The sequence below is a fragment of the Rhizobium sp. CRRU65 genome (assembly GCF_048551595.1).
Taxonomy (GTDB): Bacteria; Pseudomonadota; Alphaproteobacteria; order Rhizobiales; family Rhizobiaceae; genus Rhizobium; species Rhizobium leguminosarum_J.
In genome coordinates this window covers 37,132-61,453 of the sequence record NZ_JBLYZH010000015.1, presented here as the reverse complement: position 1 = coordinate 61,453, position 24,322 = coordinate 37,132, and the positions used below count along the sequence as shown (strand labels likewise).

The window sequence follows — 24,322 nt, the reverse complement described above, 5'->3', positions numbered from 1 at the left end:
ATTCCCGGATGCACTTTTATAAAAACAGTGCTAAACGCGCCGCGACAGATCAACAACAACGAACTTGCGCGAGGCCCAGATGGGCGAGCGCAGATATCAAGAGACGAAGGCCATGTCCGAGTTCAAGTCCGATTTCCTCCGCACGCTGAAAGAGCGCGGCTTCATTCATCAGGTCTCCGATGAAAGCGGCCTCGATGACCTGTTCGCCAAGGAAACCGTGACGGCCTATATCGGCTACGACCCGACGGCATCCAGTCTTCACGTCGGCCATCTGACACAGATCATGATGCTGCATTGGCTGCAGGCGACGGGCCACCGCCCGATTTCGCTGATGGGCGGCGGCACCGGTATGGTCGGCGATCCCTCTTTCAAGGAGGAGGCGCGTAAGCTGATGACGATCGAGACGATCGAGCAGAATATCGCCTCGATCAAAAACTGCTTCTCAAACTACCTCGATTATGACAGGCCCGCCACCGCCGCGCTGATGATCAACAACGCCGAGTGGCTGCGCGCATTGAATTATCTGGAGTTCCTGCGCGATGTCGGCCGTCATTTCTCGGTCAACCGCATGCTGTCCTTTGACAGTGTGAAGACGCGCCTTGACCGCGAACAGTCGTTGTCCTTCCTGGAATTCAACTACATGATCCTGCAGGCCTACGATTTCGTCGAGCTTGCCAAGCGCTACGATTGCCGCCTGCAGATGGGCGGTTCGGACCAGTGGGGCAATATCGTCAACGGTATCGATCTCGGTCACCGCATGGGGACACCGCAGCTCTATGCGCTGACATCGCCGCTGTTGACCACGTCGTCCGGTGCGAAGATGGGGAAATCGGCTTCCGGTGCGGTCTGGCTGAATGCCGATCTGCTCCCTGTCTATGACTTCTGGCAATATTGGCGCAATACCGAGGACGCTGATGTGCCGCGTTTCCTCAAGCTCTTCACCACGTTGCCCATGGATGAAATTACACGGCTTTCGGCGATCGGTGGTTCGGAGCTGAACGAGGTCAAGAAGATCCTGGCAACTGAGGTTACCGCGATCCTGCACGGCCGCCCGGCCGCCGAGCAGGCCGCTGAAACCGCGCGCAAAACCTTCGAGGAAGGCAGCCTCTCGGAGAACCTGCCTTCGGTCGATATCCCCGCCACCGAACTCGACGGCGGCATCGGCCTGCTGTCGCTGATCGTTCGTGCCGGCCTTGCCGCCTCGAATGGCGAAGCTCGCCGTCACGTCCAGGGTGGCGCGGTCCGAATCAACGACGAGACGGTCAACGACGAACGCAAGATGATCGGCAGCGGCGAAATCACCGCCGACGGCGTCATCAAGCTCTCGCTCGGCAAGAAGAAACACATCCTGATCCGCCGCGCGGCGTAAGCGGCGTCAAATTTTGAACGGATATCGAAGCCGGCGTCCGCGCCGGCTTTTCTTTGCCTCACTATTCGGGTCAGCGAGCAAGATCGTTCAGCTCCCCGCCGGTATTCCGCGTCATCTCGTCTGGTCTCTTGAGAAGATAGCCGGGCGGATCGACGCTTGAAGCGGGCTTCACCCGCGACCACCAGCTAATCGAGAAGATCGGCGGCGTCATTTCCGCGTCCAGAGGAACCATCAGGACGTGGTCGGAACGGATGACCGCCTCTTGCGATTTCAGCCGCACGCTCTTTTCCGCAGAAAGCGAAGCGTCGGCAATCATGACGGCCATCATGGCGGCCGATGCAAAAGAAACTGTCCGGGCGCACTGCATGGCATCCTCCGACATTGCACCGGCCGTTGCCTGCTGACCGGGGCAGTATAGTACATCAGATTTTCCTAAAATAGGCAAAGCATCACTGCCGGATTTGTCAGCCTGGATTGGAACCGGCTTTGTCGAGGAGGAGCCTGCGCATTTTCAACTGCGAAGTTTAGCGACCCATATAGCGAATGCATTGTCGGAACCTTTTCCGCCCGCCGGGATTTGCGACCAGATTGGATTGGAGCCCCGGCATGATCAACGACCTCTGGTATAAGAACGCTGTCATCTACTGCCTCTCCGTCGAGACCTTCATGGATGCGAATGGTGACGGCGTCGGTGATTTTCAGGGTCTGATGCGGCGCCTCGATTATCTCTCCGGCCTTGGCGTGACGGCGATCTGGCTCATGCCGTTCCAGGCATCGCCCGGTCGCGATGATGGCTACGACGTTTCCGACTATTACAACGTCGATCCGCGTTATGGCTCGCTGGGCGATTTCGTCGAATTCACCCACGGCGCCAAGCAGCGCGGTATCCGGGTGCTGATCGATCTGGTGATTAATCATACATCCAAGGATCATCCCTGGTTCCAGGACGCCAGGACCGATCCGCGCTCGCGCTATCGCGACTGGTACGTCTGGTCGGAGAAAAAGCCTGATAATGCCGATCAGGGCATGGTCTTCCCGGGGGTCCAGAAGACGACCTGGACCTATGACGACAAGGCCAAGGCTTATTATTTTCACCGCTTCTATGATCATCAGCCCGATCTCAATACGTCGAACCCCGAGGTGCAGGCGGAAATCCTCAAGATCATGGGCTTCTGGCTTCAGCTCGGCGTTTCCGGCTTCAGGATGGATGCGGCCCCCTTCATCATCGCGACGAAAGGCGCCGACGTTACCAAGCCTGTCGAACAGTTCGATATGCTGAGGAAATTTCGCGAATTCCTGCAGTGGCGCCTGGGCGATTCCATCATCCTGGCAGAAGCCAATATCCTGCCGAAGGACAATTTCGAATATTTCGGCGATGACGGCGACCGCATGCAGATGATGTTCAATTTCCAGGTCAATCAGGCGCTATTTTATGCTTTCGCCAGCGCCGATACCCGGCCGCTCAAGAAGGCCATGGAGGCCACCAAACCGCGCCCTGCGACCGCGCAATGGGGCCTCTTTCTCCGCAACCATGATGAACTGGATCTCGGCCGGCTGACGGAAAAACAACGCGCCGCGGTATTTGCCGCCTTCGGGCCTGAAAAGGACATGCAGCTTTATGACAGGGGCATTCGCCGTCGCCTCGCGCCCATGCTCGGCGGCGACCACCGCAGGATCGAAATGGCCTACAGCCTGCTGTTTTCACTGCCTGGAACGCCCGTCATCCGATACGGCGACGAAATCGGCATGGGCGACGATCTAGGCCTGGCCGAGCGCAATTGCGCACGCACGCCGATGCAGTGGTCGACCGAACCGGAAGGCGGGTTCACCAAAAGTGAAAAGCCGATCTCGCCCGTTATCAAGGACGGTCCCTACGGTTTCCAGCATGTCAATGTTGCCGAACAGCGGCGCGATCCCAATTCTTTGCTGAACTGGACAGAGCGGATGATCCGGATGCGCAAGGAAGCCCCTGAGATCGGCTGGGGCGACTTTTCTGTAATCGACACCGGGGATGACGGCGTGCTGGCGCTTCGTTATGACTGGCGCGGCAATTCCGTGTTGATCCTGCACAATCTGCATGCGCAGCCGGCGGAAGTGACCTTCGATCCCGAGATAGGCGAAGACGGGCGGCAATTAATCGATATCGCCGATGGCGCGAGCAGCAAAGCGGACGAAAAAGGATTTCATACCGTCACGCTCGATGCCTACGGCTATCGCTGGTATCGCGTCGGCGGTCTCGATTATCTCCTCAGGCGGATGGAGATTTAGGTAGGTCTCGCCACGACCTCTGCCGTAACCGCTTCCCGCCTCACTGGAATTCAAAAATCTGCCGGAAGACGCCCGGCGCGATGATCGACAGCGGATTGATCTGCAGGTTCGGCTGGTCGAACTTGCCTGTCAGCTTGAAGGTGATACCGATCAGGCCGCGGTCGCTGCCATTGCCGAGGATGACCCCGATCAGCGGCAGTTCGGCGAAGAGGCGGTTGAGGCCGTAGGCGGGCATGAAGGTGCCGGTCATGTCCATGTTGCCCTTGCGGTCGCGCACGATGCCCTGGAAGGTCGCGCCGATCTGATCGCCGCGCAGCACGCCGTTCTCGATGCCGACCATGCCATTGCGCGATACGACACGGGCAAAGCCGCGCTGGAAGCGCTGCGACGAGGTATCGATGTCCCGCTTGACGGCTTCGTTGAGGCTGCGCTGCTCATTTCCGACCGGTGTCGAGACGATCGAGCGCAGCCGTTGTTCGTTGACGATCGCGAAGCGGCGCACGTCGAGCGAGCCGTCCCAGCCGCCCTCCGCCCCTAGCCGGATCGCCAGGTTGAGCAGGCCGCCCTGCATGTGCTGGTAGAGATCGGCGAAACGCGATACCGCGCCGGCATCGCCGCTGGTGATGTTGATGACGCCGCCGTCCTTCATCTGGCTGACCACGGCCTCGCCACTGTCGGTAACGGCGGAAAAATTGAGCGCCTGCAGCTTGTCGCCGCGCAGTGATATTTGCGCCTGGAAATTGCCGACCTTCTCGTCGTTGAAACCGATGACGTTTTTCAGCCTGGCGCGCACCGAGACGCCGGTGTCGCCGCCATCCCCGTCACCATCGCCGTCCGAGCCCGATTTCAACCGCTGGATGACCGGTCGCGCATCGGCGCTGTCACCGGAGACCGAGACGTCGAAATTGCCTTTGCTGCGCTTCACCGACAGGGCGAAATCGTCGAGCGAGGAGAGCTTGACGCTGTCGAAATCGGCCGAGATCAGCCCACCCTTGCCGATGTTCAACGATCCATTGGCGCCAAAACCGTCGCCCTTCAGCCGGAAGTTCTTGATCTGGGTATTGTCGGCCGGCCCGGATGTTTCGAATTCGGCCGTGGCGGCAATGCCGCTGCCCTTCGCCCAGCCGATCCAGGGCAGTTCGAGCAGCGACTTGGTGAGGTCGAGCTGGACGTCCTGCCGGTCGTCGTCGATCCGCGTCAGCACCATCTTCACGCTGCCGCCGACGATGCCGGAAAGGCCGGGTATCAGCTTATTGCGCTGGTCCTCGGAAAGGGTCGCGGTGATCACCCGTTGTTTGGCCGCCGCGTCGGATGCCTCGACCGGTTCGGTAAGATCGATATCGGCCGGGACGCCGTCGATCTGGGCTTTGGCGTCAAGCGTGATTCTTTTAGGATTGCCGTTCAGCGTTCCGTCGAGATTGCTGATCATCCTGCCGGAAAACGGCTTGGCAAGATCGATATTGGTGAGCTTCATTGCCGCCGACCATTCGGCAGGCGGCGGGTTTTGCGAGGAAAGCAGACCGAAATGGGCCTTCACATTCGCCTCGATCCGGCCCTTGAGATCGTCGGGCGTAAAGCCGGCGCGCTGCAGCACCCGGATCGGCCGGTAGGTCAGAAGCTCGCCGACGGCGTCCGCCGCCCCGGAGACCGCGAGATCGATATCGGCCATCAGCGGTTTATCGTAGGTGGCGGGCAGGATGAACGTCCCCTGCCCGAGACCGACCGACCGACCGGAGGGGAAATAGGAGGTGCCGCTCTTGATCGCGATCGTCGCAACCGGGCCTGTCAGGTCGAAATGCGCTGACGTGTCGCGGATCGGCGGAATGTCGCCGGCGACGTTCATCCGCGCGCCCGTGATGTCGAAGCCGATGCGGATCTGGTTGGCGTCGAGCTTCAATCCTTTTCCGCCGGCTGCCTCGTCCAGCCTGCCGAAGGGAATGAAGACGGAAATGGAAGCGTCGGTGACGGTGCCTCCGAAGAGATTGCCGTGCACCCAGGTGCGCACCTTGGGCGCCATCCAGAACGGCCAGAGCTGCTTGATCGCAATCGTCTGCAACTGCGCTGACTGGCCGGCGAAGCTGATCTCCGGCGATTTGTCGCCGAGTTTGACGTGCAGTGATCCGTAGAGCGCGCCGAGCGGGCTGGAAACGGTTATGTTGGGAAACTGGAACTCACGGCCGGCGACCATGTAGCGCCCGGTCGCCTGGATGTCGAAGGAGAGTGGCTCCTCGCCGGAGCCGCCGGGGGCAGCCGTGCCGCCACTGACGAGCAGGTCGATGCCGAAGCCTTTGCCCGCCTGCGGGTCGAGCTTGTCGAGATCAATCAGCGCGCCATTGATGGGAAGCGTAGTCGCGCCGAACCGGGCGTTCGATCGGGCAATCTCGAGCTTCTGCTTGGCGAAATCGTAGACGAGATTGATTTGCCCGCCCGAGAGCTGCTGCGGATCGCCGTCCGCATAGATTTGGCCAGGATTGATGTCGACCGTCGCCGTCAGCGCCGGCTGCGCGCCATCGCGCGCCCGGGTGGCCGACACTGTCAGATCGGCAAAGGCGCTCAGTCCTTGCCGGATCATGCCCTGATCGTTGCGTTTCAGCGCGAAGGGGGTGAGGTCGGCATGTCTGAGCGTCGCCACGACTTTGGACACGTGGCCGTCGTCTTTCTCGGCCCGCACGTCGAGCTCCGCCACTTCGCCGTTGAGCGCGACTTCGCCGGTCAATTGCAGCGAGGACGGGCCGGCATGGGCAAAGACGAGATTGTCGATGACGAGCGACAGCGGACCGTTGGCGGTATCGGCAAGCTTGATGTCGAGGCCGGAGATGCGCACCGAATTGGTCGAGCCGCGCGTCACGATGCTGTCGAACATGTCGAACTGCGAGAAGATCTTTTCCATCGCCGCCGGCATGGCGTCGATGCGCAGATCGTCGAGCTTGACGGCATTGCCGGAGGGCAGAAGCGCGGTATCGAGCGCAATATCCTCCGCTTCGATGTCCGCGACGGCGATACGGCCGCGGAAAAGCTGCAGCGGATCGAGCCCCAGGCGCACCGAACCCGTCGTCGACAGGTGCTGGCCGCTCTCCTGGTCGATCATGTTGACGTTGCGCGCTTCCAGCGCCAGCCGGAAATCCGAGGTGAAGCGGATGACGGTGGAACCGACCTCGGCGCGATAACGCGGTCCGGCTACCCCGTTCAGCGCCGCCTGCGCCTGCTGCGACAGCGGCTTGTCGAACATGCCGCTCTCGACGGTGAAAACGATGCCAGCGAGAATAACGAGGATCAGCCCCAGAAATCCGCAGGTCAGCTTCGCCGTGCGGCGCATCGGCGAACGCGGCGGCGGGCAATGGACGATGATCGGATCCTCGGCCTGGGCGGACGGCAAGCGGTCCAGCGCAACGATATCCTTCTTGCGAAACGTGACCTTTTCGCCGCGGATGGCTGACATGCGCCCTCGGGCTCTCCCTTTAAGTGAAGAATTGAACCCGGCCATGCTGGACGGGTATCCGTCCACTATATAATTCGGGGAGAGAAAGTGTCATCCACAAACCCGGCAAAAGAAAGGTTTTCCTAATGGCGGTTCCCGGCATCGGCGTTTCGGCCCCTGATTTCAACCTTCCCCGCGACGGCGGCGGCCGCGTTTCGCTGGCCGAATTCCACGGCAAGCCGCTGGTGTTGTTCTTCTATCCCAAGGACGACACGACGGGCTGCACCGCCGAATCGCTGGCTTTCACCGCGTTAGCAGCCGAGTTCGAAGCGGCGGGTGCTGCCGTCATCGGCATGTCACCCGATTCGGCCGCTTGCCATGACAAGTTCATCAAGAAGCACCGTCTTTCGGTGGCGCTCGCCTCGGACGAGGAAAAGACGACGCTGCAGGCCTATGGCGTCTGGAAGGAAAAGAGCATGTACGGCCGCAACTTCATGGGCGTCGAGCGTACCACTTTCCTGATCCGCCAGGACGGCACGATCGCCACCATCTGGCAGAAGGTGAAGGTGCAGGGCCATGCCGAAACCGTGCTCGAGGCCGTGAGGAACCTGGCAGCGTGATAGGGGATCTGACGATAACCTCGCTGCGCGGCGGCGCCATCGATGCAATCTCGTCCGCCGATCTCGACCGCAAGACGGCACTTGCACAGGAAAGCGCCACCCGCTGGTTTGCGCGCCGGGTGTCGCTGCGCTCCCCGCTCGATGCAGCCCTGCCCGACAGGCCCGGCCGTCCTGAGAAACCGGTGCTGACGCCGCCGACCCAGGTGGAGAAGCGCTCGCTGCATACGCTCAAAGGCCGGATCGCCCTGCTCCATGCCATCGCCCATATCGAGCTCAACGCCGTCGATCTGGCGCTCGATATCGTCGCGCGATTCGCGACCGAGCAGGTGCCGAATTCCTTTTTCGACGGCTGGATGCTGGTCGCCTTCGAGGAGGCGAAGCATTTCCGCATGGTGCGCGCCAGGCTCAACGATCTCGGCGCCGATTACGGCGATCTTCCCGCCCATGACGGGCTCTGGCAGGCAGCCCATTCGACGCGCAACAATCTGACGGCAAGGCTCGCCGTCGTGCCGCTGATTCTGGAAGCTCGCGGCCTCGACGTCACGCCGTCGCTGCAGGCGAAAATGCGCCAGACAGGCGATCTCGAAAGTGCTGCGGTGCTCGACGTCATCTACAATGACGAGAAAGGCCATGTCGCCGTCGGCGCCAAATGGTTCCGCTTCCTCTGCGCCCGCGAGAAGCGCGATCCGGCAAAGGCCTTCCAGGAGCTGGTGCGCGCCAACTTCCGCGGACCGCTGAAGCCGCCCTTCAACGATCTTGCCCGCGCCGAGGCCGGGCTGACGCCGTCCTTCTACCGCTCGCTCGCATCGATCAGCTACGCTTGAAGTCACTGAAATTTATGACGCGACGACGACAATGAAAGCATTCATTAACCATAACGGTGTCTAATTTCCGAAAGAGGCGTAGAGCATCAATCGGGAGAGCCTGCGTGAACAGCGGACATCAGCACCGGGTATTCGGCAGGCGGGCGCAGGAACATATCCTCATCCTCGCAAGCGGCGACAAAGTCCGCCATATGACGGTCCGGCCGTGGATGGCCGCGCTTGCCTTCTGCTTCGTCGGCGTCTTCTCGATCGGCTACCTCCTGGCCACGTCCTATCTCGTGCTGCGCGACGACCTGATCGGCGCCACCATGGCCCGCCAGGCCCGCATGCAGCACGACTATGAAGACCGCATCGCCGCCCTCCGCGCCCAGGTCGACCGCATCACCTCCCGCCAGCTTCTCGACCAGCAGGTGGTCGAAGACAAGGTCGACAAGCTGATGGAGCAGCAGATGGCGTTGACCTCGCGCCATGGCAAGCTCGACAATCTGCTCGACCGGGCCGAAAGCTCCGGCCTGACGGAAAAGGACGGCGCCCTGCCTGCGCCGTCTTCGCCCGTTCAGTCCTATGCGCCCGATGTCAAGGACAAGCGTGCTTCGCTCTCCGGTAGCGGCATCGAGGCGATCGAGAAACAGCTGGCGAACGGCGCCCCCGCCGATGCGACGCCCGACAATTCGACGCTTGCTTATGTGCCGGCCACCGACACCGTCGGCGATCGTGCCGACCGCATCTTCTCCAAGGTGACGCTGTCGCTTAAAGATGTCGAACAGGATCAGCGCAGCCGTGTCGAACAGCTGACGAGCGATGCCGGCAATGCCGCCAATGCCATCGAGACCGTGCTGACCCGCTTCAAGATTCCGGTACCGGAAGAGACCGCTGCCAAGAAAGACGATGACGATGCCGTCGGCGGCCCCTATGTCGAGCCCGAAAGCAACGACGACTTCAACAATTCTCTGGTGGCGCTCGACGGCGCGCTGACTCGTCTTGAGGAGGTCCGCAGCACCGCCGAATCCCTGCCCTTCCGCAATCCCGCTATCGGCAAGGACGTGACCAGCCCCTTCGGCAATCGCCGCGATCCCTTCCTCGGCCGCCTCGCGCTCCATTCCGGCATCGATTTCCGCTTTTCGCCCGGCGAACGAATTCGCCCGGCGGCACCTGGAAAGGTAGTTTCGGCCGGCTGGACCGGCGGCTACGGCAACATGGTCGAGGTCGATCACGGCAACGGCATCTCGACGCGCTACGGGCATATGTCGGAGGTTCTGGTCAAGGTCGGCGACACGGTCGGCCGTAACGATGTCATCGGCCTCGCCGGCAGCACCGGTCGCTCGACGGGCACGCACCTGCACTATGAAGTGCGCCAGGACGGCCATGCCGTCGATCCAGTATATTTCATGAATGCCGGCCTTAAACTCGCCACCTATATCAAGTAACTCCTGCCCGGTAACCAACGCTTCACTCTGCAATGGGTGCGGCGTCTCTATTTCTTGACTTGCCGGCCATTCGGGGCTATGTCGCGCTGCATTGCGGCATGCAATCCCGCCGACTCGTTCAGAGCTCGGCCGAACGGAATGGAAACAGTTTTCCCTTTGACGACATTTGCTGACCTTGGCTTAAGCCAAAAAGTGCTATCCGCTGTTACGGACGCGGGCTACACGATCCCCACGCCTATTCAGGCGGGAGCCATCCCGTTTGCGCTTGAGCGCCGCGATATTTGCGGTATCGCGCAGACCGGCACTGGCAAGACGGCATCCTTCGTGCTGCCGATGCTGTCGCTTCTGGAGAAGGGCCGTGCGCGTGCGCGCATGCCCCGCACGCTGATTCTCGAACCGACGCGCGAACTCGCTGCCCAGGTCGCCGAGAATTTCGAGAAATACGGCAAGAACCATCGCCTTAACGTCGCCCTTCTGATCGGCGGCGTTTCCTTCGAGGACCAGGACCGCAAGCTCGAACGCGGCGCCGATGTACTGATCTGCACCCCCGGCCGCCTTCTTGACCATTTCGAGCGCGGCAAGCTGCTGATGAGCGGCGTCGAGATTCTCGTCATCGACGAGGCCGACCGCATGCTCGATATGGGTTTCATCCCCGATATCGAGCGCATCGCCAAGATGATCCCGTTCACCCGCCAGACGCTGTTCTTCTCGGCAACCATGCCGTCGGAGATCCAGAAGCTCGCCGACCGTTTCCTGCAGAATCCCGAACGTATCGAGGTCGCAAAGCCGGCTTCCGCGGCCGAGACCGTGACACAGCGTTTCGTCGCCTCCCACGGCAAGGATTACGAGAAGCGAGCGGTTCTGCGAGAACTCGTCCGCGCCCAGACCGAGCTCAAGAACGCCATCGTCTTCTGCAACCGCAAGAAGGATGTCGCCGATCTCTTCCGGTCACTCGAGCGTCATGGCTTCTCGGTCGGCGCCCTGCATGGCGACATGGACCAGCGTTCCCGCACGATGACGCTGCAAAGCTTCCGTGACGGCAATCTCCAGCTTCTGGTCGCTTCCGACGTCGCCGCCCGCGGCCTCGATATCCCTGATGTCAGCCACGTCTTCAATTTCGACGTGCCTATTCATTCCGAGGATTACGTCCACCGCATCGGCCGCACCGGCCGTGCCGGCCGCTCGGGTGCCGCCTTCACGCTCGTCACCAAGCGCGACACTAAGTTCGTCGATGCCATCGAGAAGCTGATCGGCGAAAAGGTCGAATGGCTGAGCGGTGACCTGACGTCGCTGCCGCCGCCGGCAGAAGACAGCCGGGACAGCGAACGCCCGCGCCGCAACGGCCGCGAGCGTGGCGCCAGAGATGGTGCAGGCCGAGATCGTGCGCCGAGAGAGAATGGCGACAAGGATCGTGGACGCGGACGAGGCAATCGCGCCGCCGCGAGTCATAAATCTGATAACGACATACAGGATAATGGCGTCGACGTGATTGAAGCAGCACCAGTAAAGGCCGACATCGTGAAGAACGAGCGCAAAGCAGAGCAGAAGCCGCAGAACAACGCGCGCAACAGTCGGCCTTACCCGGCAAACGACGACAGCCGCGACCGCCGCCGTCATCGCGACCACGACGATGGCCCGACCCCTGTTGGATTCGGCGACGATATCCCCGCCTTCATGCTGATCGCCGGCAGCGCCAAGGTCTAAGCATTATCATGGGTAGGCCCGGCATTGATTTTCCGGGTCTCGGCGTTGGCCTGGTGATTCTGCGCGACGCCAGGATCCTTCTTTACAAACGCATGCGACCACCTGAAGCCGGCTATTGGAATATCGTTGGCGGCAAGGTGGATCACATGGAGCCGGCTGAGACTGCCGCGCGCCGCGAGGCCGAAGAAGAAACCGGTCTGACGATCGGCCGCATCGAACGAATCGGCATGACCGAACAGATCATCGATGCCGACCGCCAACACTGGATCTCGATTCTCTATCTCGCCCGCGACGTCAAGGGCGAGCCGCAGCTGACCGAACCGGACAAGCTTTCGGATTTCGGCTGGTTTCCGCTGACGGATTTACCCGAGCCACTGTCGGCCTTCACCAAGGCGGCGATCGCAGCCTTGTCGCCCGCTGAACGCGGCTAACTATTCGGCGCGAAGCGACGCCTCATAGGCAAGCCTCACCCATTTCGCCATCAGATCGGGATCGTCGTAGGCCTCGTCGGGGATCGACCAATAGGGCATTTTTACCGGCTTGCCCTTCTTGCCCTCATAAGTCCATTGCGTGGCGCCGGCAGCGGCAAATTCCGGGGCGCTCGTCTCATCGGCCTTCAGCAGCATCTCGTCGCGCACTTCAAGCGCGATGATCCGCCCGAGATGATAGATACCTTTGCCGCCAAACATGCGCTTGACCGTGACGGGGCCGAGCCCCTGAAACATTTCCTCGATCCCGGCATTGTCCATTCTCTACTACCCTCGAAATGCTTCCGAAAGGATGCACGGCGCTCTTATCACAGCGCGTGATAATCCCGGTTCATATAGATGAGCGCCGGGTGCTTTTCGCTGAAGCGGACAGCCGCGACCTCGCCGAAGATGACATTGTGCGTCGGCATTTCCTTGATATCGATCACCCGGCAATCGAAGGCGGCAAGTGCGTCGGCTAGCACGGGCGCACCGGTGGCAAGCATCTCGAAACGGGCGCTGGCGAAACGGTCGTCATTGGCAAGCGACGTGCGCCCGGAAAAGGCATCGGCAACACCCTGATGGTGGGCGCCGAGCGTGTTCAGCGCGAAAATGCCGCTGCGAAAGAAGATCTCGTTCTTCGGATTGGTGTTGTTGAGGCAGATCAGCACCGAGGCCGGATTGTCCGAGACCGAGCAGGCGGCGGTGATGGTGACGCCGCGGCGCAGCTCGCCCATCGCCGTCGTCACGAGCTGCACATGGCCGGCATAACGGCTCATGGCATCGCGATAAAGGCCGGGGTCGATATGCTGCCTGTTCAACACCTGCTTCTCCCGTACGCGCTTACTCTGTCTGGATCCACTTGCTATCGCGCCAATATGGCGAGCATCGGTTACCTTTTCTACAATAGGACCGGTGAAAAGCGCTGTGTTGCGCTTGTTTTTCTTTGACGATCGCGGCCTTGCGGATAAAAGGGCATGGACGATGGCTAGGGATCTCCGCCTTTCATGATCAACCTGCGTGGCATAGCAGCTTTTCTGGCGCTGCTGGGAGCGGCGGCTGAAAGCCATGCGGCCGGCTTGACGATCGGTGTCGTCGCCCCTCAGAACGGACCGCTCGCCCTCCTCGGCGCCCAGATTGCCGCCGGCGCCGGTTTCGAGATCCAGCAATCCGGAAATACCCTCGTCGCCATCAACGAGACCTGCGAGGACAATAGCGGTGCCGCGATCGCCGATGCGCTTGTCAATGCCAAGGTGCAGGTCGCGGTCGGCTTTCTCTGCAGCGAAACGCTGGAAGGCGCGCTGCCGAAGCTGAAGGACGCCAATATTCCCGCGATCACCGTCTCCGTGCGCTCCCGCATCCTGATGGAGGATGCGCTGAAGAACGGTTGGCCGCTCTTTCGGGCAGCGCCCGCCGACGGTGCCGAAGCGGCAAAGATCATCGAGGTGATCTTGAAGGACTGGGCCGCCGATCCGATCGCCTTGATCGAGGACGGCACCATCCATGGTCGCGAACTGACGGAAGCGGTGCGCAATGCGCTGGAGCAGAACGGCCTGAAGCCGGTCTTTACCGACACCTACCGGCCGGGACAGGAACAGCAGATCGCCCTCGTCCGCCGCCTGAAACGAGCCGGCGCCACCAGGGTCTTCATCGGCGGCGACCGCAACGATGTCGCCGTCATCGCCCGCGACGCCAAGGTCGAGAACATCCAGCTATCCATCCTCGGCGGCGATGCCATGCGCGCTGCCGACCAGCCGCTGCCGCTGGATGCCGGCGTGCGTGCCGTCGCCCTGCCCGAATACGCCATCCTGCCGGAAGGCACGGCTGCGGCCGACGCGCTACGCGCCAAAGGCATCGAGCCGGAAGGTTATGTCCTGCGGTCGCTGGCCGCAGCCCTCATTGCCGGCCAGGCCGGGCAAGCCGCCGCTGCGGCGGGCAAGCCCCTCCAGGAGACGCTTCTCGGCACGACATTCCAGACAGCGGTCGGCACCATTGCCTTCACCGGTGCGCATGAACTTTCGCAAAATCCCTACCGCCTGCTCGAATGGCGGGGCAACGGCTTTTTTCCACCGGCCGCGCCGACGCAATGAGCGGCGCGCCAGCCTTGAATTCGGGCCCGGCGCTCAAATGGCGGCCCATACGGAGTAAGATTTGATGACGCTGCCCATTCGCATTGCCCCCTCGATCCTCGCGGCGGATTTCGCCAGGCTCGGCGAGGAGGTGCGCGACGTGACGGCCGCCGGCGCCGACTGGATCCATCTCGACGTGATGGATGGGCATTTCGTGCCGAACATCTCCTTCGGCCCCGATGTCATCAAGTCGCTGCGCTCCTATACATCGGCCACCTTCGACTGCCACCTGATGATCTCGCCGGTCGACGACTATCTCGAAGCCTTCGCCAAGGCCGGCTGCGACCGTATCACCGTCCATGCCGAAGCCGGACCGCATCTGCACCGCTCGCTGCAGACCATCCGCAATCTCGGCAAGAAGGTCGGCGTGACGATCAATCCGGCGACGCCGCTCAGCGCTATCGAAAACGTGCTCGACGATGTCGATCTCATCCTGATCATGTCGGTCAATCCAGGTTTCGGCGGGCAGAAATTCATTCCGGCGATGGCGAACAAGATCGCGGCGGCGAAATCACTGATCGGTGACCGGACGATCGAACTCCAGGTCGACGGCGGCGTCACGGTGGAAACGGCGCCTGCGATCGCGCGGGCGGGCGGCAACGTTCTCGTCGCCGGCTCGGCAATTTTCAAGGGCGATACGGTCGAGGATTATCGCCGGACTGTCGCCGATCTGCGTCAGGCAGCCGAAGGGGCACGAGCATGAACAAACGTCTGATCATCGGTGGCATGCTTGCTGCCGCATTTGCCGGCCTGCCCGGCCTGTCACTTGCCGGCGACATCGCCAATATCCAGCCGATCGGCTTTTCCGCGGACGGCAAGGTCTTTGGATTTCAGGAGTTCGGCATCGAGGAGAGCGGCAACCTTCCCTACTCCAACACCTATTTCATCGATACCGAAGACGGCCACTATCTCGAGGGCACGCCCTTCCATACCGAACTGACCGATAAGGACGCCAATCTCTCCAAGGCGCGGCGGCAGAACCTGACGGCGGCGCGCAGCCAGATGGACAAATACGATCTCCTGACCAATCCCGGCCTGATCGCCGCCTTCAATCCGCCGACCGAACTCGGCTCCCCTTCGAAGACGATCCGCTACACGACGCTTGCGACCGACGGCCCGCCGAAAGCGCCTTACACGCTCTCGCTCGGCGAGATGCCGGTGCCGACGCCGAAGGATTGCGCTGCAGTCGACAAGCGGGTCATCAGCTTCAGCCTGCAGATGATCGAGAAGGAAGGCGCTCCGAACCGGCAGGCGGCGCGCCAGGCCACCGCAGTTCCGGCCGAGCGCGTATGTTCCGTCGAATACCGGATCGGCGGCGCCGTGGTCTATCAGCCGGAGGCCGGAAACCAGGTTCACATCGCCCTCGTCCTGGCCTTCGATGCCGACAGGAACGGACGCTGGATTGCCGTTCCGGTTCATCCCTGAGCATGGATCGCCCGAGGACGGATCGCCCCAGGATGGATCGTCTAAGAGCTGCACGGCCGCCCTATCCCGATCTGATTGCCGGTGCGTTGCTTTGGGGCATGCAGATGCTTGCCGCCGCAATGCTCGGCCTTTACCTGCGCAACGGCCTGCAGACGAGCCGCCTTGCCGAGATCGCCGCACTCTATTTCGCCGGCGGCCTGTTCGCCTGGCCGTTCGCCCTGCCGGTCGCCCGCTTCCTCGCCTATGGCAGGCAGCCGGAAGCACGTTTTGCCGCTTTTTTCGTAACGCTGACAGCGGCCACGATCCTGATGACCGCCTTCCTCTTCGCCATGGAATACCGGATCTTCTATTCGCGCTGGCACGCCCCCTTCGGCAGTATCGTCTGGGCCTTCCAGTTCGTCTTCACCAGTATCAGCGCCGTCTACCAGTTCCTGGTGATCGGCCTGCGTCTCTTCCTGCCGCTCGGCCTCGTCTGCCTTGTCGCAAGCAGCTATCATCTTGCCAAACGCATGCGTTGAGATTGCCGCCCGTCTTTGCTACAGGGGCCTAAAGCAATTTCAGCAAAAGTGCCCAGCGGTTTTGCGTCCGGAATTGCGTCTTAGACGCTCAAACCTCTTGAAGTGAAGGCAGCCGCCCATGATCCCGCGTTATTCCCGGCCCGAAATGGTCGCCATCTGGTCTCCCGAAACCAAGTTCCGCATCTGGTTCGAGATCGAGGCGCATGCCTGCGACGCGCTGGCCGAACTCGGCGTCATCCCGAAATCGGCGGCAAAGACGATCTGGGAGAAAGGCGGCGCCGCCACCTTCGACGTCGACCGCATCGACGAGATCGAGGCCGTCACCAAACACGACGTCATCGCCTTCCTCACCCATCTCGCAGAGATCGTCGGCCCGGATGCACGCTTCGTCCACCAGGGCATGACCTCGTCCGACGTGCTCGACACCTGCTTCAACGTCCAATTGGTACGCGCCACCGACATCCTGCTTACCGATATCGACCGGCTGCTCGAGGCGCTGAAAAGCCGCGCCTTCGAACATAAGGACACTGTCACCATCGGCCGTTCGCACGGCATCCATGCCGAGCCCACCACCTTCGGCGTCAAGCTGGCGCTTGCCTATGCCGAATTCGAGCGTTGCCGCCAGCGCCTCGTCGCCGCCCGCGAGGAAGTCGCGACCTGCGCCATATCGGGCGCCGTCGGCACTTTCGCCAATATCGATCCGCGCGTCGAGGAACATGTCGCCGAGGCCCTTGGCCTCAAGGCCGAGCCGGTTTCAACGCAGGTCATCCCGCGTGACCGCCACGCGATGTATTTCGCCACCCTCGGCGTCGTCGCCTCGTCGATCGAGCGGCTGGCGACCGAGATCCGCCACCTGCAGCGCACCGAGGTGCTGGAAGCCGAGGAATATTTCTCGCCCGGCCAGAAGGGCTCTTCGGCCATGCCGCACAAGCGCAACCCGGTTCTGACCGAAAACCTCACCGGCCTTGCCCGCATGGTTCGCTCCTACGCCATGCCGGCGATGGAAAACGTCGCTCTTTGGCATGAGCGCGATATCTCGCATTCCTCGGTCGAACGCATGATCGGCCCAGATGCCACGGTGACGCTCGATTTCGCCCTGTCACGGCTTGCCGGCGTCATCGAAAAGCTGCTGGTCTACCCCGAGAACATGGAAAAGAACCTCAACAAGTTCCGCGGCCTCGTCCATTCGCAGCGCGTCCTGCTGGCGCTGACCCAGGCCGGCACCTCCCGCGAGGATGCCTATCGGCTGGTCCAGCGCAACGCCATGAAGGTCTGGGAACAGGGCAAGGACTTCCTGGAAGAACTGCTTGCCGATGCCGAAGTCCGCGCTGCCCTGTCGGAAGAGGACATCCGCGAAAAATTCGACCTCGGCTACCACACCAAACACGTCGACACGATTTTCCGGCGGGTGTTTGGGGCGGCGTGAGCGGGCTTGAGATCGGTGCTTATCGATTGAAGCGAGCGATAAGCTCGACGTCTGCTTCGGAAGTAGCGCTTTGGATCTCAGTGATGATGATATCCCCACGCCCGGCCGACGCATTTCGCGTTTTTGGATTTGATGAGAGGTGAAAGTCGCCCCCTGCTTCACGGTTCGCTATGACCGGATTCAGCCGCTGACGCAGTGACGCCTGCCACCCAAAACACAATATCAACAATGACAACAGAGATTCTCATGAAGAAAGCATTCATTCTGTCGGTTGCCACGATGTGCGCCAGTGCAGCGTTGACTAGTTGCACGACGACCGGTTCGGATGGATTGTCGCGTCATCAAAAAAATGTCACCGCGGCAAGCGGTGAGCGCACCAAGCTTGGTGTCGCCTTCAGCCTCAATCCTGACTGCAGCGCAAAAGCAGTACCAGAGGTCCGCATTCGCGAGTCCCCTAAGCATGGCAAAGTGGAGAGCCTGCGCGAACTCGCGTTCCCCAACGGCAAGGGCGAATATAAGAAGTGCAATGGTACAAAGGTGCTTGCCACGGTAGGGTACTACACCTCTGACAAGGGCTTGGCGGCAAGGACAGAATTGTTGTTCGCACGTCCGATAAAAACGGCCATGTCGACGAAGGTGTGTTGAACATCACCGTTGTCGAATAGTCGTGCTGCGATGGCGGCCCGGCATGGTGATCTGAGGATGCCGCCGGCCCAAGAACCAAACTTCGACTGTGAGAACTCCCGTGAACATGCGACACGGGATTTTCTTTGTTCGGCCCTCCATCTCCTTGCGGGGGGGGGCATGCCCAAGCTCAGGGAGATCAAGACCTCCGCACGCTGATCTCAGGCAGTCGGTAAGCCCAATAAAATTAGTCGACCGATCTCTACCTCTGCTTCACCGGCTTGGCTGAAACCCGTCGTTTGCGCACTTCCGCCTTTTTCGACGGTGTCGCATTTGCTGCTTCGGTTGACTCCTCTGTCCTGCAAGCCTCCGTCTCGCCCCTGCCCTTTGCGGCCTTGGCGACCAGCTCGTCGAGACGTTTCAGCTCCTCCTCGTCGAGATTCTCGATGCCGATGAAACGGTTTTCGGCATGGCTGGTCAGGATGATTTCGTTGAGCTTGGCCTGGATCGCTCGCGTGTCGCGCGTTTGGGCGTTCTGCAGCACGAAGACCATCAGGAAAGTGACGATCGTCGTGCCGGTATTGATGACCAGCTGCCAGGTTTCCGAATAGTCGAAGAAGGGGCCGAGTGCCGCCCAGATGACGACGGCAATCAGTGCCAGGATGAAGATGACAGGCTTGCCCGCCCATTCCGATACCTTGGTTGCGAAGTGGGCAAACAGATGCTTCATCGTCACCTCAAAGATCCTCCCTCGAAGTCTCCAGAGCACGATGCCGACGACATCATGCTCTCGGCTAAACAAACTCCGAGGCAGGTTCGAGGTTCCCCCCGGAATCGAGATTCCTCCCGGTCCGGGATTCCCCGCAGAAAGCGCCGTGGTTACGCTGTGGCTTCCCGCGCAATCAGCTTGCGATAGAGATGCCAGGTCGCATGGCCGAGGATCGGGATGACGAGCGCAAGCCCGGCAAAGACCGGGATCGTGCCGATGAGGAGTAGCGCGGCGACAATCAGGCCCCAGAGCAGCACCGGCACCGGATTGAGAATCGTCGCGCGGATCGACGCCGTGACGGCAGCGACTGCCCCGACATCGCGGTCGAGCAGCAGCGGAAAGGTGATCACGGTCATCGCCAGCACGACGAGCGCAAAGACGAAGCCGGTGAGATTGCCCCAGATGATCAACTGCATGCCCTCTGACGTGCCGAAGACCTGGCGGAAGAAATCCCCCATGCTGCGCGGAAAGACCTCGCCGAGCAGATTGCTATAGAGCGTCTGCGCCGTCACCAGCCAGACGACGAAGAGGCCGCAGAGCATCAGCCCGACCGCGACAATCGACGGCAGCGCCGGTGAATGGCGTACGTCCAGCGCATGCGTCCAGGACGCGTCGAGGCCGGCCTCGCGCCGGCGGCTGATCTCATAGAGGCCAATCGCTGCGATCGGGCCGATCAGCACGAAACCCGCCATCAGCGGGAAGACCATCGGCAAAAGGTTGGCGCCCGAGGTCCACAGCGTCAGGAAGACGCCGGCGATCGGGTACATCAGGCACAGGAACACATAATGGGACGGTTTCTCCATGAAATCTTCGTATCCGCGCTTTAGCGCGTCGAAGACGTCAGCGATACCGATGCGATTGACAACGGGCCGCGCCAAGCTTTCGCTGGCACCCGTCATGACATGAAATGCCGCCATGGTTTTCTCCTCCTCAGCCGAGACCTGATCGGCGGCGGACAGCATCGGCGGGCAAGCCGATACGAATTCCGCAACCGGCACTGGAGCAATATAGCAACTTTCAACGCCTGTGTCGCTCTCTCCCTTGACACTCCCTCTTGACATCTTGGACCAGCTTTCTCACATCGGCGGCACTATGAAAGCCTCAGACGCAGATATCCTCATCATCCCCGGTTACACCAATTCCGGCCCGAGCCACTGGCAAAGCCGCTGGGAGGCAAAGCTCAGCACGGCGCGGCGCGTCGAACAGGCCGAATGGACGAAGCCGGTCCGCGAGGACTGGATCGCCCGCATCGCCGAGGAGGTGAACGCCTCGACCCGCCCGGTCGTCCTCGTCGCCCATTCGCTGGGCGTGCCCTCGGTGATCCACGCCATCCCGCATTTCCGCAATCGCGTGGCGGGCGCTTTCCTCGTCGCCCCGCCCGATGTCGCCAATCCCGACATTCGCCCGAAGCACCTGATGACTTTCGGCCCCTATCCGCGCGATCCGCTGCCCTTCCCGTCGATCACGGTGGCCAGCCGCAACGATCCGTTCGGCAGCTACGAGCATGCCGACGATGTCGCCAGCAGCTGGGGCTCCTTCCTCGTCGATGCCGGCGAGTCCGGTCATATCAATGCCGATTCCGGTCACGGCCCGTGGCCAGAAGGCACCATGGTCTTTGCCCAGTTCCTCGGCCGGCTCTCCCCCTGATCGAGGAAAAGGCGCTATCCCGCTTGTTGAGCAAGTGCTTTCTAAGTCTTTCTTAATGGAATGACAGCAGACTGCGCCGAGGTGAGATAAGCGAGAATGCCCGTGAAGAAAGCCCATCCAGAGGCCGGTGATCCGCATGGCGATGCGGCTGAGGCAGGTATCGGCAATGGGCCGACCGACGATTCCGACCTGGCAGAGCGGGAAACCCGCTGGAACCATGCGCTGGTCGGCTCGGGCCTTGGCGTATGGGATCACAACTACCGTCTCGACCGGAAATATTACTCGCAGACGTGGAAAACCATCCGCGGCATGGCACCCGACGAAGAAGCCGCCGGCGAATACGATACCTGGCTGCAGTTGGTCCATCCCGATGATCGCGATTTCGTCGTCCATGCGATCGACCGGCAGAATGCCGGCGATCCGCATTACCAGATCTTCGAATATCGCGAGCGTCACAAGGATGGCCACTGGGTCTGGATCGAGTGTCGCGGCGCCTGCGTGGAATGGGACGAGAATGGCGTGCCGACGCGCATCGTCGGCACGGATACCGATATCACCGCCCGCAAGCAGGCCGAGGAGACGCTGTCGCGTCTGTCGCGCCGGCTCGATCTGGCGCTGGAGATTTCCCGCATCGGCGTCTTCGAGGCGGATATCGAGCATGATACCGTCGAATGGGACGACCGCCTCATTGCCATTTACGGGCTGCAGGGCGCCTCACGCCAGATCGCCAGCGACGCCTGGGCGAAAAGCCTGCATCCCGACGACCGCGAGCGTGTGCTTGGCTTGTCGGACCGTAGCGTCGAAAGCGGCAGTGATTTCCAGCAGGAATACCGCATCATCCGCGGCGACGGCGCCGAACGCGTCATCCGCGCCCGCTCGGCCTTCTTCATCGACGGCAACGGCCACCGCAAGCTGATCGGCGCCAACTGGGACGTCACCGAGGAAGTCGCACTGCGCAACGAGCTGCGCCGTGCCAAGGATCTGGCCGAGGCGCGCAACCGCGAGCTCGAAGCCGCCAAGGAGAGCATCGAGCATCTGGCGTTGCACGATTACCTCACCGGCCTGCCGAACCGCCGCTATCTCGACAAGATGCTGGACGAGCGTGCGGCCGAATGCCGGGCCAAGGGCATGGCGATGGCGATCCTGCATATCGATCTCGACCGCTTCAAGCAGATCAACGACACGCTCGGCCACCGGGCCGGCGATGCCATGCTGCAGCATGCCGCAAGCGTGCTGAGAACGTCCGTCCGCGCCGTCGACTTCGTGGCCCGCATCGGCGGCGACGAATTCGTCATCCTCTGCATCGTCGATCCCGCATCGAAGAAGATCGCCAGTCTTGCCGAACGTGTCATCCGCGAATTGCGCAAACCCGTCAGATATGAGGGACACGATTGCCGTTTCGGCGCCAGCATCGGCATCGCCATCGATAGCGGACCGACGCTCGACGCCAAGCAGATGCTGCTCGACGCCGATATCGCCCTCTACCGTGCCAAGGGCCTGGGCCGCAACCGCTTCGAATTCTTCTCGGCCGCTGCCCGCCGCGACATCATCTCCGCCAAGCACCTTGCCGACGAGATCTTGATCGGTCTTGAGCGCAATGAATTCGTGCCTTTCTATCAGCTGCAGTTCGATGCCCGCACGCTCGATGTCGCAGGCGTCGAAACACTTGCCCGCTGGCAGCACCCTGTGCACGGGCTGCTGACGCCCGACCGCTTCCTCGACATTGCAGAGGATCTCGACGTCGTCTCGACCATCGACGCCCTCATCCTGGAGCGTGCCATTGCCGACCGGAAGGTGTGGCTGAAGGACGGGCTGGCGATCCCGAAGATATCGGTCAACGTCTCCGCCAGGCGGCTCGCCGATCCCGATCTGGGCAAAAAGCTCCGCGCCTTGAAGATTGAGCCCGGCACCTTCTCCTTCGAGCTGCTGGAATCGATCTCGCTCGACGATTGCGACGAGGCGGTGGTCGCCAACCTGAAAAAGCTGCGCAAGCTCGGCATCGACATCCAGATCGACGATTTCGGCACCGGCCATGCCTCGATCGTCAGCCTGCTGCGCCTGAGCCCGAAGACGCTGAAGATCGACCGCGAGCTGATCCGCATGCTGCCGCAATCGGCAGAGCAGCGCAAACTGGTCGGCTCGATCATCGATATCGGTCGCTCGCTGAACATCCTCGTCATCGCCGAGGGCGTCGAGACGGCGGAGCATATCCGCATTCTCGAAGAACTCGACTGTGACACGCTGCAGGGCTATGCGCTCGCCCGGCCGATGCCGGCCATGCAGATCCCCTCCTTCATCCGCGCCGGAAGCTGGCGCCACGGGCAAATCGCCGCTCGCGCCTTGCAGGCGCAGCTTCGCCGCGCCCTGCCAGGCAGAGCCGCCAAATAAAAACCTGCATAAGCGGCCCGCCATTTCGCCTTCATTCCACCGTAGAGGAAAAGGCGCTAAACTGGTCTTGCGAATTCATTCGATTCTCTTGGCAGTATTCCGTAAAATCGGGAACCGGGCCGCGAAATCCGGAAACCAGGGAAGGAGCGACAGGCGGATTGTGAAACCATCTCTTTTCCTTTAAGGGGACGCCACGAGATCGATCCACTCGCGCTATCCCAAGAGCGCCAACAATAGAGAATGACCACGATGAACCGTCGCCGCCGTATCTACGAGGGCAAGGCAAAGATTCTGTATGAGGGCCCGGAACCGGGTACTTTGATCCAGTTCTTCAAGGACGATGCCACTGCCTTCAACAAGAAGAAACACGAAGTCATCGATGGCAAGGGCGTCCTCAACAACCGCATCTGCGAATATATCTTCAGCCATCTGAACAAGATCGGCATCCCTACTCATTTCATCCGCCGGCTCAACATGCGCGAGCAGTTGATCAAGGAAGTGGAGATGATCCCGCTGGAGATCGTCGTGCGCAATGTCGCGGCCGGTTCTCTTGCCAAGCGCCTCGGCATAGACGAAGGCGTCGTGCTGCCGCGCTCGATCATCGAATTCTATTACAAGTCCGACGCGCTCGACGATCCGATGGTCTCCGAAGAGCACATCACCGCCTTCGGCTGGGCAAACCCCGCCGAGCTCGATGACATCATGGCGCTTGCCATTCGCGTCAACGACTTCATGACCGGCCTCTTCCTCGGCGTCGGCATCCAGCTCGTCGATTTCAAGATCGAATGCGGCCGCCTCTTCGAAGGCGATATGATGCGCATCATCCTCGCCGACGAGATCTCACCGGACAGCTGCCGGCTCTGGGATATCGAAACCCACGAGAAGATGGACAAGGACCGCTTCCGCCGTGACCTCGGCGGGTTGCTCGAAGCCTATTCCGAAGTCGCGCGCCGTCTCGGCATCATCAATGAAAACGAGCCTGTGCGCGGCACCGGCCCGGTTCTCGTCAAGTAAGGCAGGAAAGACAAAGTGATCAAGGCTCGTGTCACCGTCACGCTGAAAAACGGCGTTCTCGATCCGCAGGGCAAGGCTATCGAGGGTGCGCTTGGCGCCCTCGGCTTCTCGGGCGTCGGCCATGTAAGACAAGGCAAAGTCTTCGACCTGGAATTGGAAGGCGCCGACAAGGGCAAGGCCGAGGCTGACCTCAAGGCCATGTGCGAAAAACTGCTCGCCAACACGGTGATCGAGAACTACGCAATCGCGATCGACTGATGATCACAGACCCGTCGTCTGGCGGAC

The 24,322-nt window shown here is 61.4% G+C and carries 23 protein-coding genes; 17 read left to right on the top strand and 6 right to left on the bottom strand.

The window, feature by feature from the left end:
- The first annotated feature begins 112 nt into the window (after positions 1 to 112).
- The gene (gene tyrS, locus ACM5SV_RS26265; RefSeq protein WP_026157361.1) at positions 113 to 1,369 is read left to right on the top strand and encodes a tyrosine--tRNA ligase; all 1,257 of its coding nucleotides are present in this window, start codon (positions 113 to 115) and stop codon (positions 1,367 to 1,369) included.
- A gap of 70 nt (positions 1,370 to 1,439) precedes the next feature.
- On the opposite strand, the gene ACM5SV_RS26260 is transcribed toward tyrS, so the two are convergent.
- On the bottom strand, positions 1,440 to 1,751 hold the full coding sequence (locus ACM5SV_RS26260) for a hypothetical protein (RefSeq protein WP_221974219.1): 312 nt from the start codon (positions 1,749 to 1,751) through the stop codon (positions 1,440 to 1,442).
- Between the two features lie 224 nt (positions 1,752 to 1,975).
- On the opposite strand from ACM5SV_RS26260, the gene ACM5SV_RS26255 reads away from it, so the two are divergent.
- Complete coding sequence (locus ACM5SV_RS26255; RefSeq protein ID WP_017994187.1) at positions 1,976 to 3,637, top strand: alpha-amylase family protein; 1,662 nt, start codon at positions 1,976 to 1,978, stop codon at positions 3,635 to 3,637.
- A 40-nt stretch (positions 3,638 to 3,677) separates the two neighbouring features.
- On the opposite strand, the gene ACM5SV_RS26250 is transcribed toward ACM5SV_RS26255, so the two are convergent.
- Positions 3,678 to 7,076, bottom strand: a complete 3,399-nt coding sequence (locus tag ACM5SV_RS26250) for an AsmA-like C-terminal domain-containing protein (protein WP_026157363.1) — start codon at positions 7,074 to 7,076, stop codon at positions 3,678 to 3,680.
- Positions 7,077 to 7,201: 125 nt separating this feature from the next.
- On the opposite strand from ACM5SV_RS26250, the gene ACM5SV_RS26245 reads away from it, so the two are divergent.
- The 5 genes from ACM5SV_RS26245 to ACM5SV_RS26225 all read left to right on the top strand — a co-directional run bounded on the left by ACM5SV_RS26245 (position 7,202) and on the right by ACM5SV_RS26225 (position 12,061).
- Positions 7,202 to 7,675 (top strand): peroxiredoxin, encoded by a 474-nt coding sequence (locus ACM5SV_RS26245; protein ID WP_012757610.1) that lies wholly within the window; start codon positions 7,202 to 7,204, stop codon positions 7,673 to 7,675.
- Positions 7,672 to 8,499, top strand: coding sequence for a ferritin-like domain-containing protein (locus tag ACM5SV_RS26240; protein ID WP_012757611.1), 828 nt, complete (start codon positions 7,672 to 7,674; stop codon positions 8,497 to 8,499). The genes ACM5SV_RS26245 and ACM5SV_RS26240 overlap by 4 nt, the downstream gene beginning before the upstream one ends.
- Before the next feature lie 104 nt (positions 8,500 to 8,603).
- Positions 8,604 to 9,926: a peptidoglycan DD-metalloendopeptidase family protein gene (locus ACM5SV_RS26235; RefSeq protein WP_012757612.1), complete on the top strand. Its 1,323-nt coding sequence runs from the start codon at positions 8,604 to 8,606 to the stop codon at positions 9,924 to 9,926.
- A gap of 138 nt (positions 9,927 to 10,064) precedes the next feature.
- Positions 10,065 to 11,630 (top strand): DEAD/DEAH box helicase, encoded by a 1,566-nt coding sequence (locus ACM5SV_RS26230; protein WP_012757613.1) that lies wholly within the window; start codon positions 10,065 to 10,067, stop codon positions 11,628 to 11,630.
- An 8-nt stretch (positions 11,631 to 11,638) separates the two neighbouring features.
- Positions 11,639 to 12,061 carry an NUDIX domain-containing protein gene (locus ACM5SV_RS26225; RefSeq protein ID WP_017994189.1) on the top strand — a complete coding sequence of 141 codons (423 nt, stop codon included), beginning with the start codon at positions 11,639 to 11,641 and terminating at the stop codon, positions 12,059 to 12,061.
- Here the strand turns inward: ACM5SV_RS26225 and ACM5SV_RS26220 are convergent, their stop codons facing one another.
- Positions 12,062 to 12,379, bottom strand: a complete 318-nt coding sequence (locus ACM5SV_RS26220) for a TfoX/Sxy family protein (RefSeq protein ID WP_003540033.1) — start codon at positions 12,377 to 12,379, stop codon at positions 12,062 to 12,064.
- Positions 12,380 to 12,426: 47 nt separating this feature from the next.
- On the bottom strand, positions 12,427 to 12,921 hold the full coding sequence (locus ACM5SV_RS26215; RefSeq protein WP_003559728.1) for a flavin reductase: 495 nt from the start codon (positions 12,919 to 12,921) through the stop codon (positions 12,427 to 12,429).
- Positions 12,922 to 13,104: 183 nt separating this feature from the next.
- Between ACM5SV_RS26215 and ACM5SV_RS26210 the strand changes: the two genes are divergently transcribed.
- The 6 genes from ACM5SV_RS26210 (at position 13,105) to ACM5SV_RS26185 (ending at position 18,240) form a co-directional block, all read left to right on the top strand.
- Positions 13,105 to 14,187: an ABC transporter substrate-binding protein gene (locus ACM5SV_RS26210; RefSeq protein ID WP_222017225.1), complete on the top strand. Its 1,083-nt coding sequence runs from the start codon at positions 13,105 to 13,107 to the stop codon at positions 14,185 to 14,187.
- Between the two features lie 64 nt (positions 14,188 to 14,251).
- A complete protein-coding gene (rpe, locus tag ACM5SV_RS26205) occupies positions 14,252 to 14,929 on the top strand; it encodes a ribulose-phosphate 3-epimerase (RefSeq protein WP_017994191.1) in 678 nt (225 codons plus the stop codon).
- A complete protein-coding gene (locus ACM5SV_RS26200) occupies positions 14,926 to 15,651 on the top strand; it encodes a DUF2259 domain-containing protein (protein WP_012757617.1) in 726 nt (241 codons plus the stop codon). The genes rpe and ACM5SV_RS26200 overlap by 4 nt, the downstream gene beginning before the upstream one ends.
- A gap of 32 nt (positions 15,652 to 15,683) precedes the next feature.
- The gene (locus ACM5SV_RS26195; protein ID WP_085989690.1) at positions 15,684 to 16,169 is read left to right on the top strand and encodes a hypothetical protein; all 486 of its coding nucleotides are present in this window, start codon (positions 15,684 to 15,686) and stop codon (positions 16,167 to 16,169) included.
- Between the two features lie 118 nt (positions 16,170 to 16,287).
- The gene (purB, locus tag ACM5SV_RS26190) at positions 16,288 to 17,595 is read left to right on the top strand and encodes an adenylosuccinate lyase (RefSeq protein WP_017994193.1); all 1,308 of its coding nucleotides are present in this window, start codon (positions 16,288 to 16,290) and stop codon (positions 17,593 to 17,595) included.
- A 246-nt stretch (positions 17,596 to 17,841) separates the two neighbouring features.
- The gene (locus ACM5SV_RS26185; protein WP_260690390.1) at positions 17,842 to 18,240 is read left to right on the top strand and encodes a hypothetical protein; all 399 of its coding nucleotides are present in this window, start codon (positions 17,842 to 17,844) and stop codon (positions 18,238 to 18,240) included.
- Between the two features lie 241 nt (positions 18,241 to 18,481).
- Here ACM5SV_RS26185 and ACM5SV_RS26180 read toward each other — a convergent pair whose 3' ends face one another.
- Positions 18,482 to 18,949 carry a low affinity iron permease family protein gene (locus ACM5SV_RS26180; RefSeq protein WP_017994195.1) on the bottom strand — a complete coding sequence of 156 codons (468 nt, stop codon included), beginning with the start codon at positions 18,947 to 18,949 and terminating at the stop codon, positions 18,482 to 18,484.
- A gap of 149 nt (positions 18,950 to 19,098) precedes the next feature.
- Positions 19,099 to 19,905: a DUF2189 domain-containing protein gene (locus ACM5SV_RS26175; RefSeq protein WP_012757623.1), complete on the bottom strand. Its 807-nt coding sequence runs from the start codon at positions 19,903 to 19,905 to the stop codon at positions 19,099 to 19,101.
- A gap of 175 nt (positions 19,906 to 20,080) precedes the next feature.
- Between ACM5SV_RS26175 and ACM5SV_RS26170 the strand changes: the two genes are divergently transcribed.
- From ACM5SV_RS26170 to purS, 4 genes are all read left to right on the top strand, one after another.
- Positions 20,081 to 20,635, top strand: a complete 555-nt coding sequence (locus ACM5SV_RS26170; protein WP_012757624.1) for an alpha/beta hydrolase — start codon at positions 20,081 to 20,083, stop codon at positions 20,633 to 20,635.
- A 96-nt stretch (positions 20,636 to 20,731) separates the two neighbouring features.
- Positions 20,732 to 23,023, top strand: coding sequence for a putative bifunctional diguanylate cyclase/phosphodiesterase (locus ACM5SV_RS26165; RefSeq protein ID WP_017994197.1), 2,292 nt, complete (start codon positions 20,732 to 20,734; stop codon positions 23,021 to 23,023).
- Positions 23,024 to 23,272: 249 nt separating this feature from the next.
- On the top strand, positions 23,273 to 24,037 hold the full coding sequence (gene purC / locus ACM5SV_RS26160; RefSeq protein WP_003540062.1) for a phosphoribosylaminoimidazolesuccinocarboxamide synthase: 765 nt from the start codon (positions 23,273 to 23,275) through the stop codon (positions 24,035 to 24,037).
- 15 nt (positions 24,038 to 24,052) lie between these two features.
- Positions 24,053 to 24,295, top strand: coding sequence for a phosphoribosylformylglycinamidine synthase subunit PurS (gene purS / locus ACM5SV_RS26155; RefSeq protein WP_012757626.1), 243 nt, complete (start codon positions 24,053 to 24,055; stop codon positions 24,293 to 24,295).
- Positions 24,296 to 24,322 lie beyond the last annotated feature (27 nt).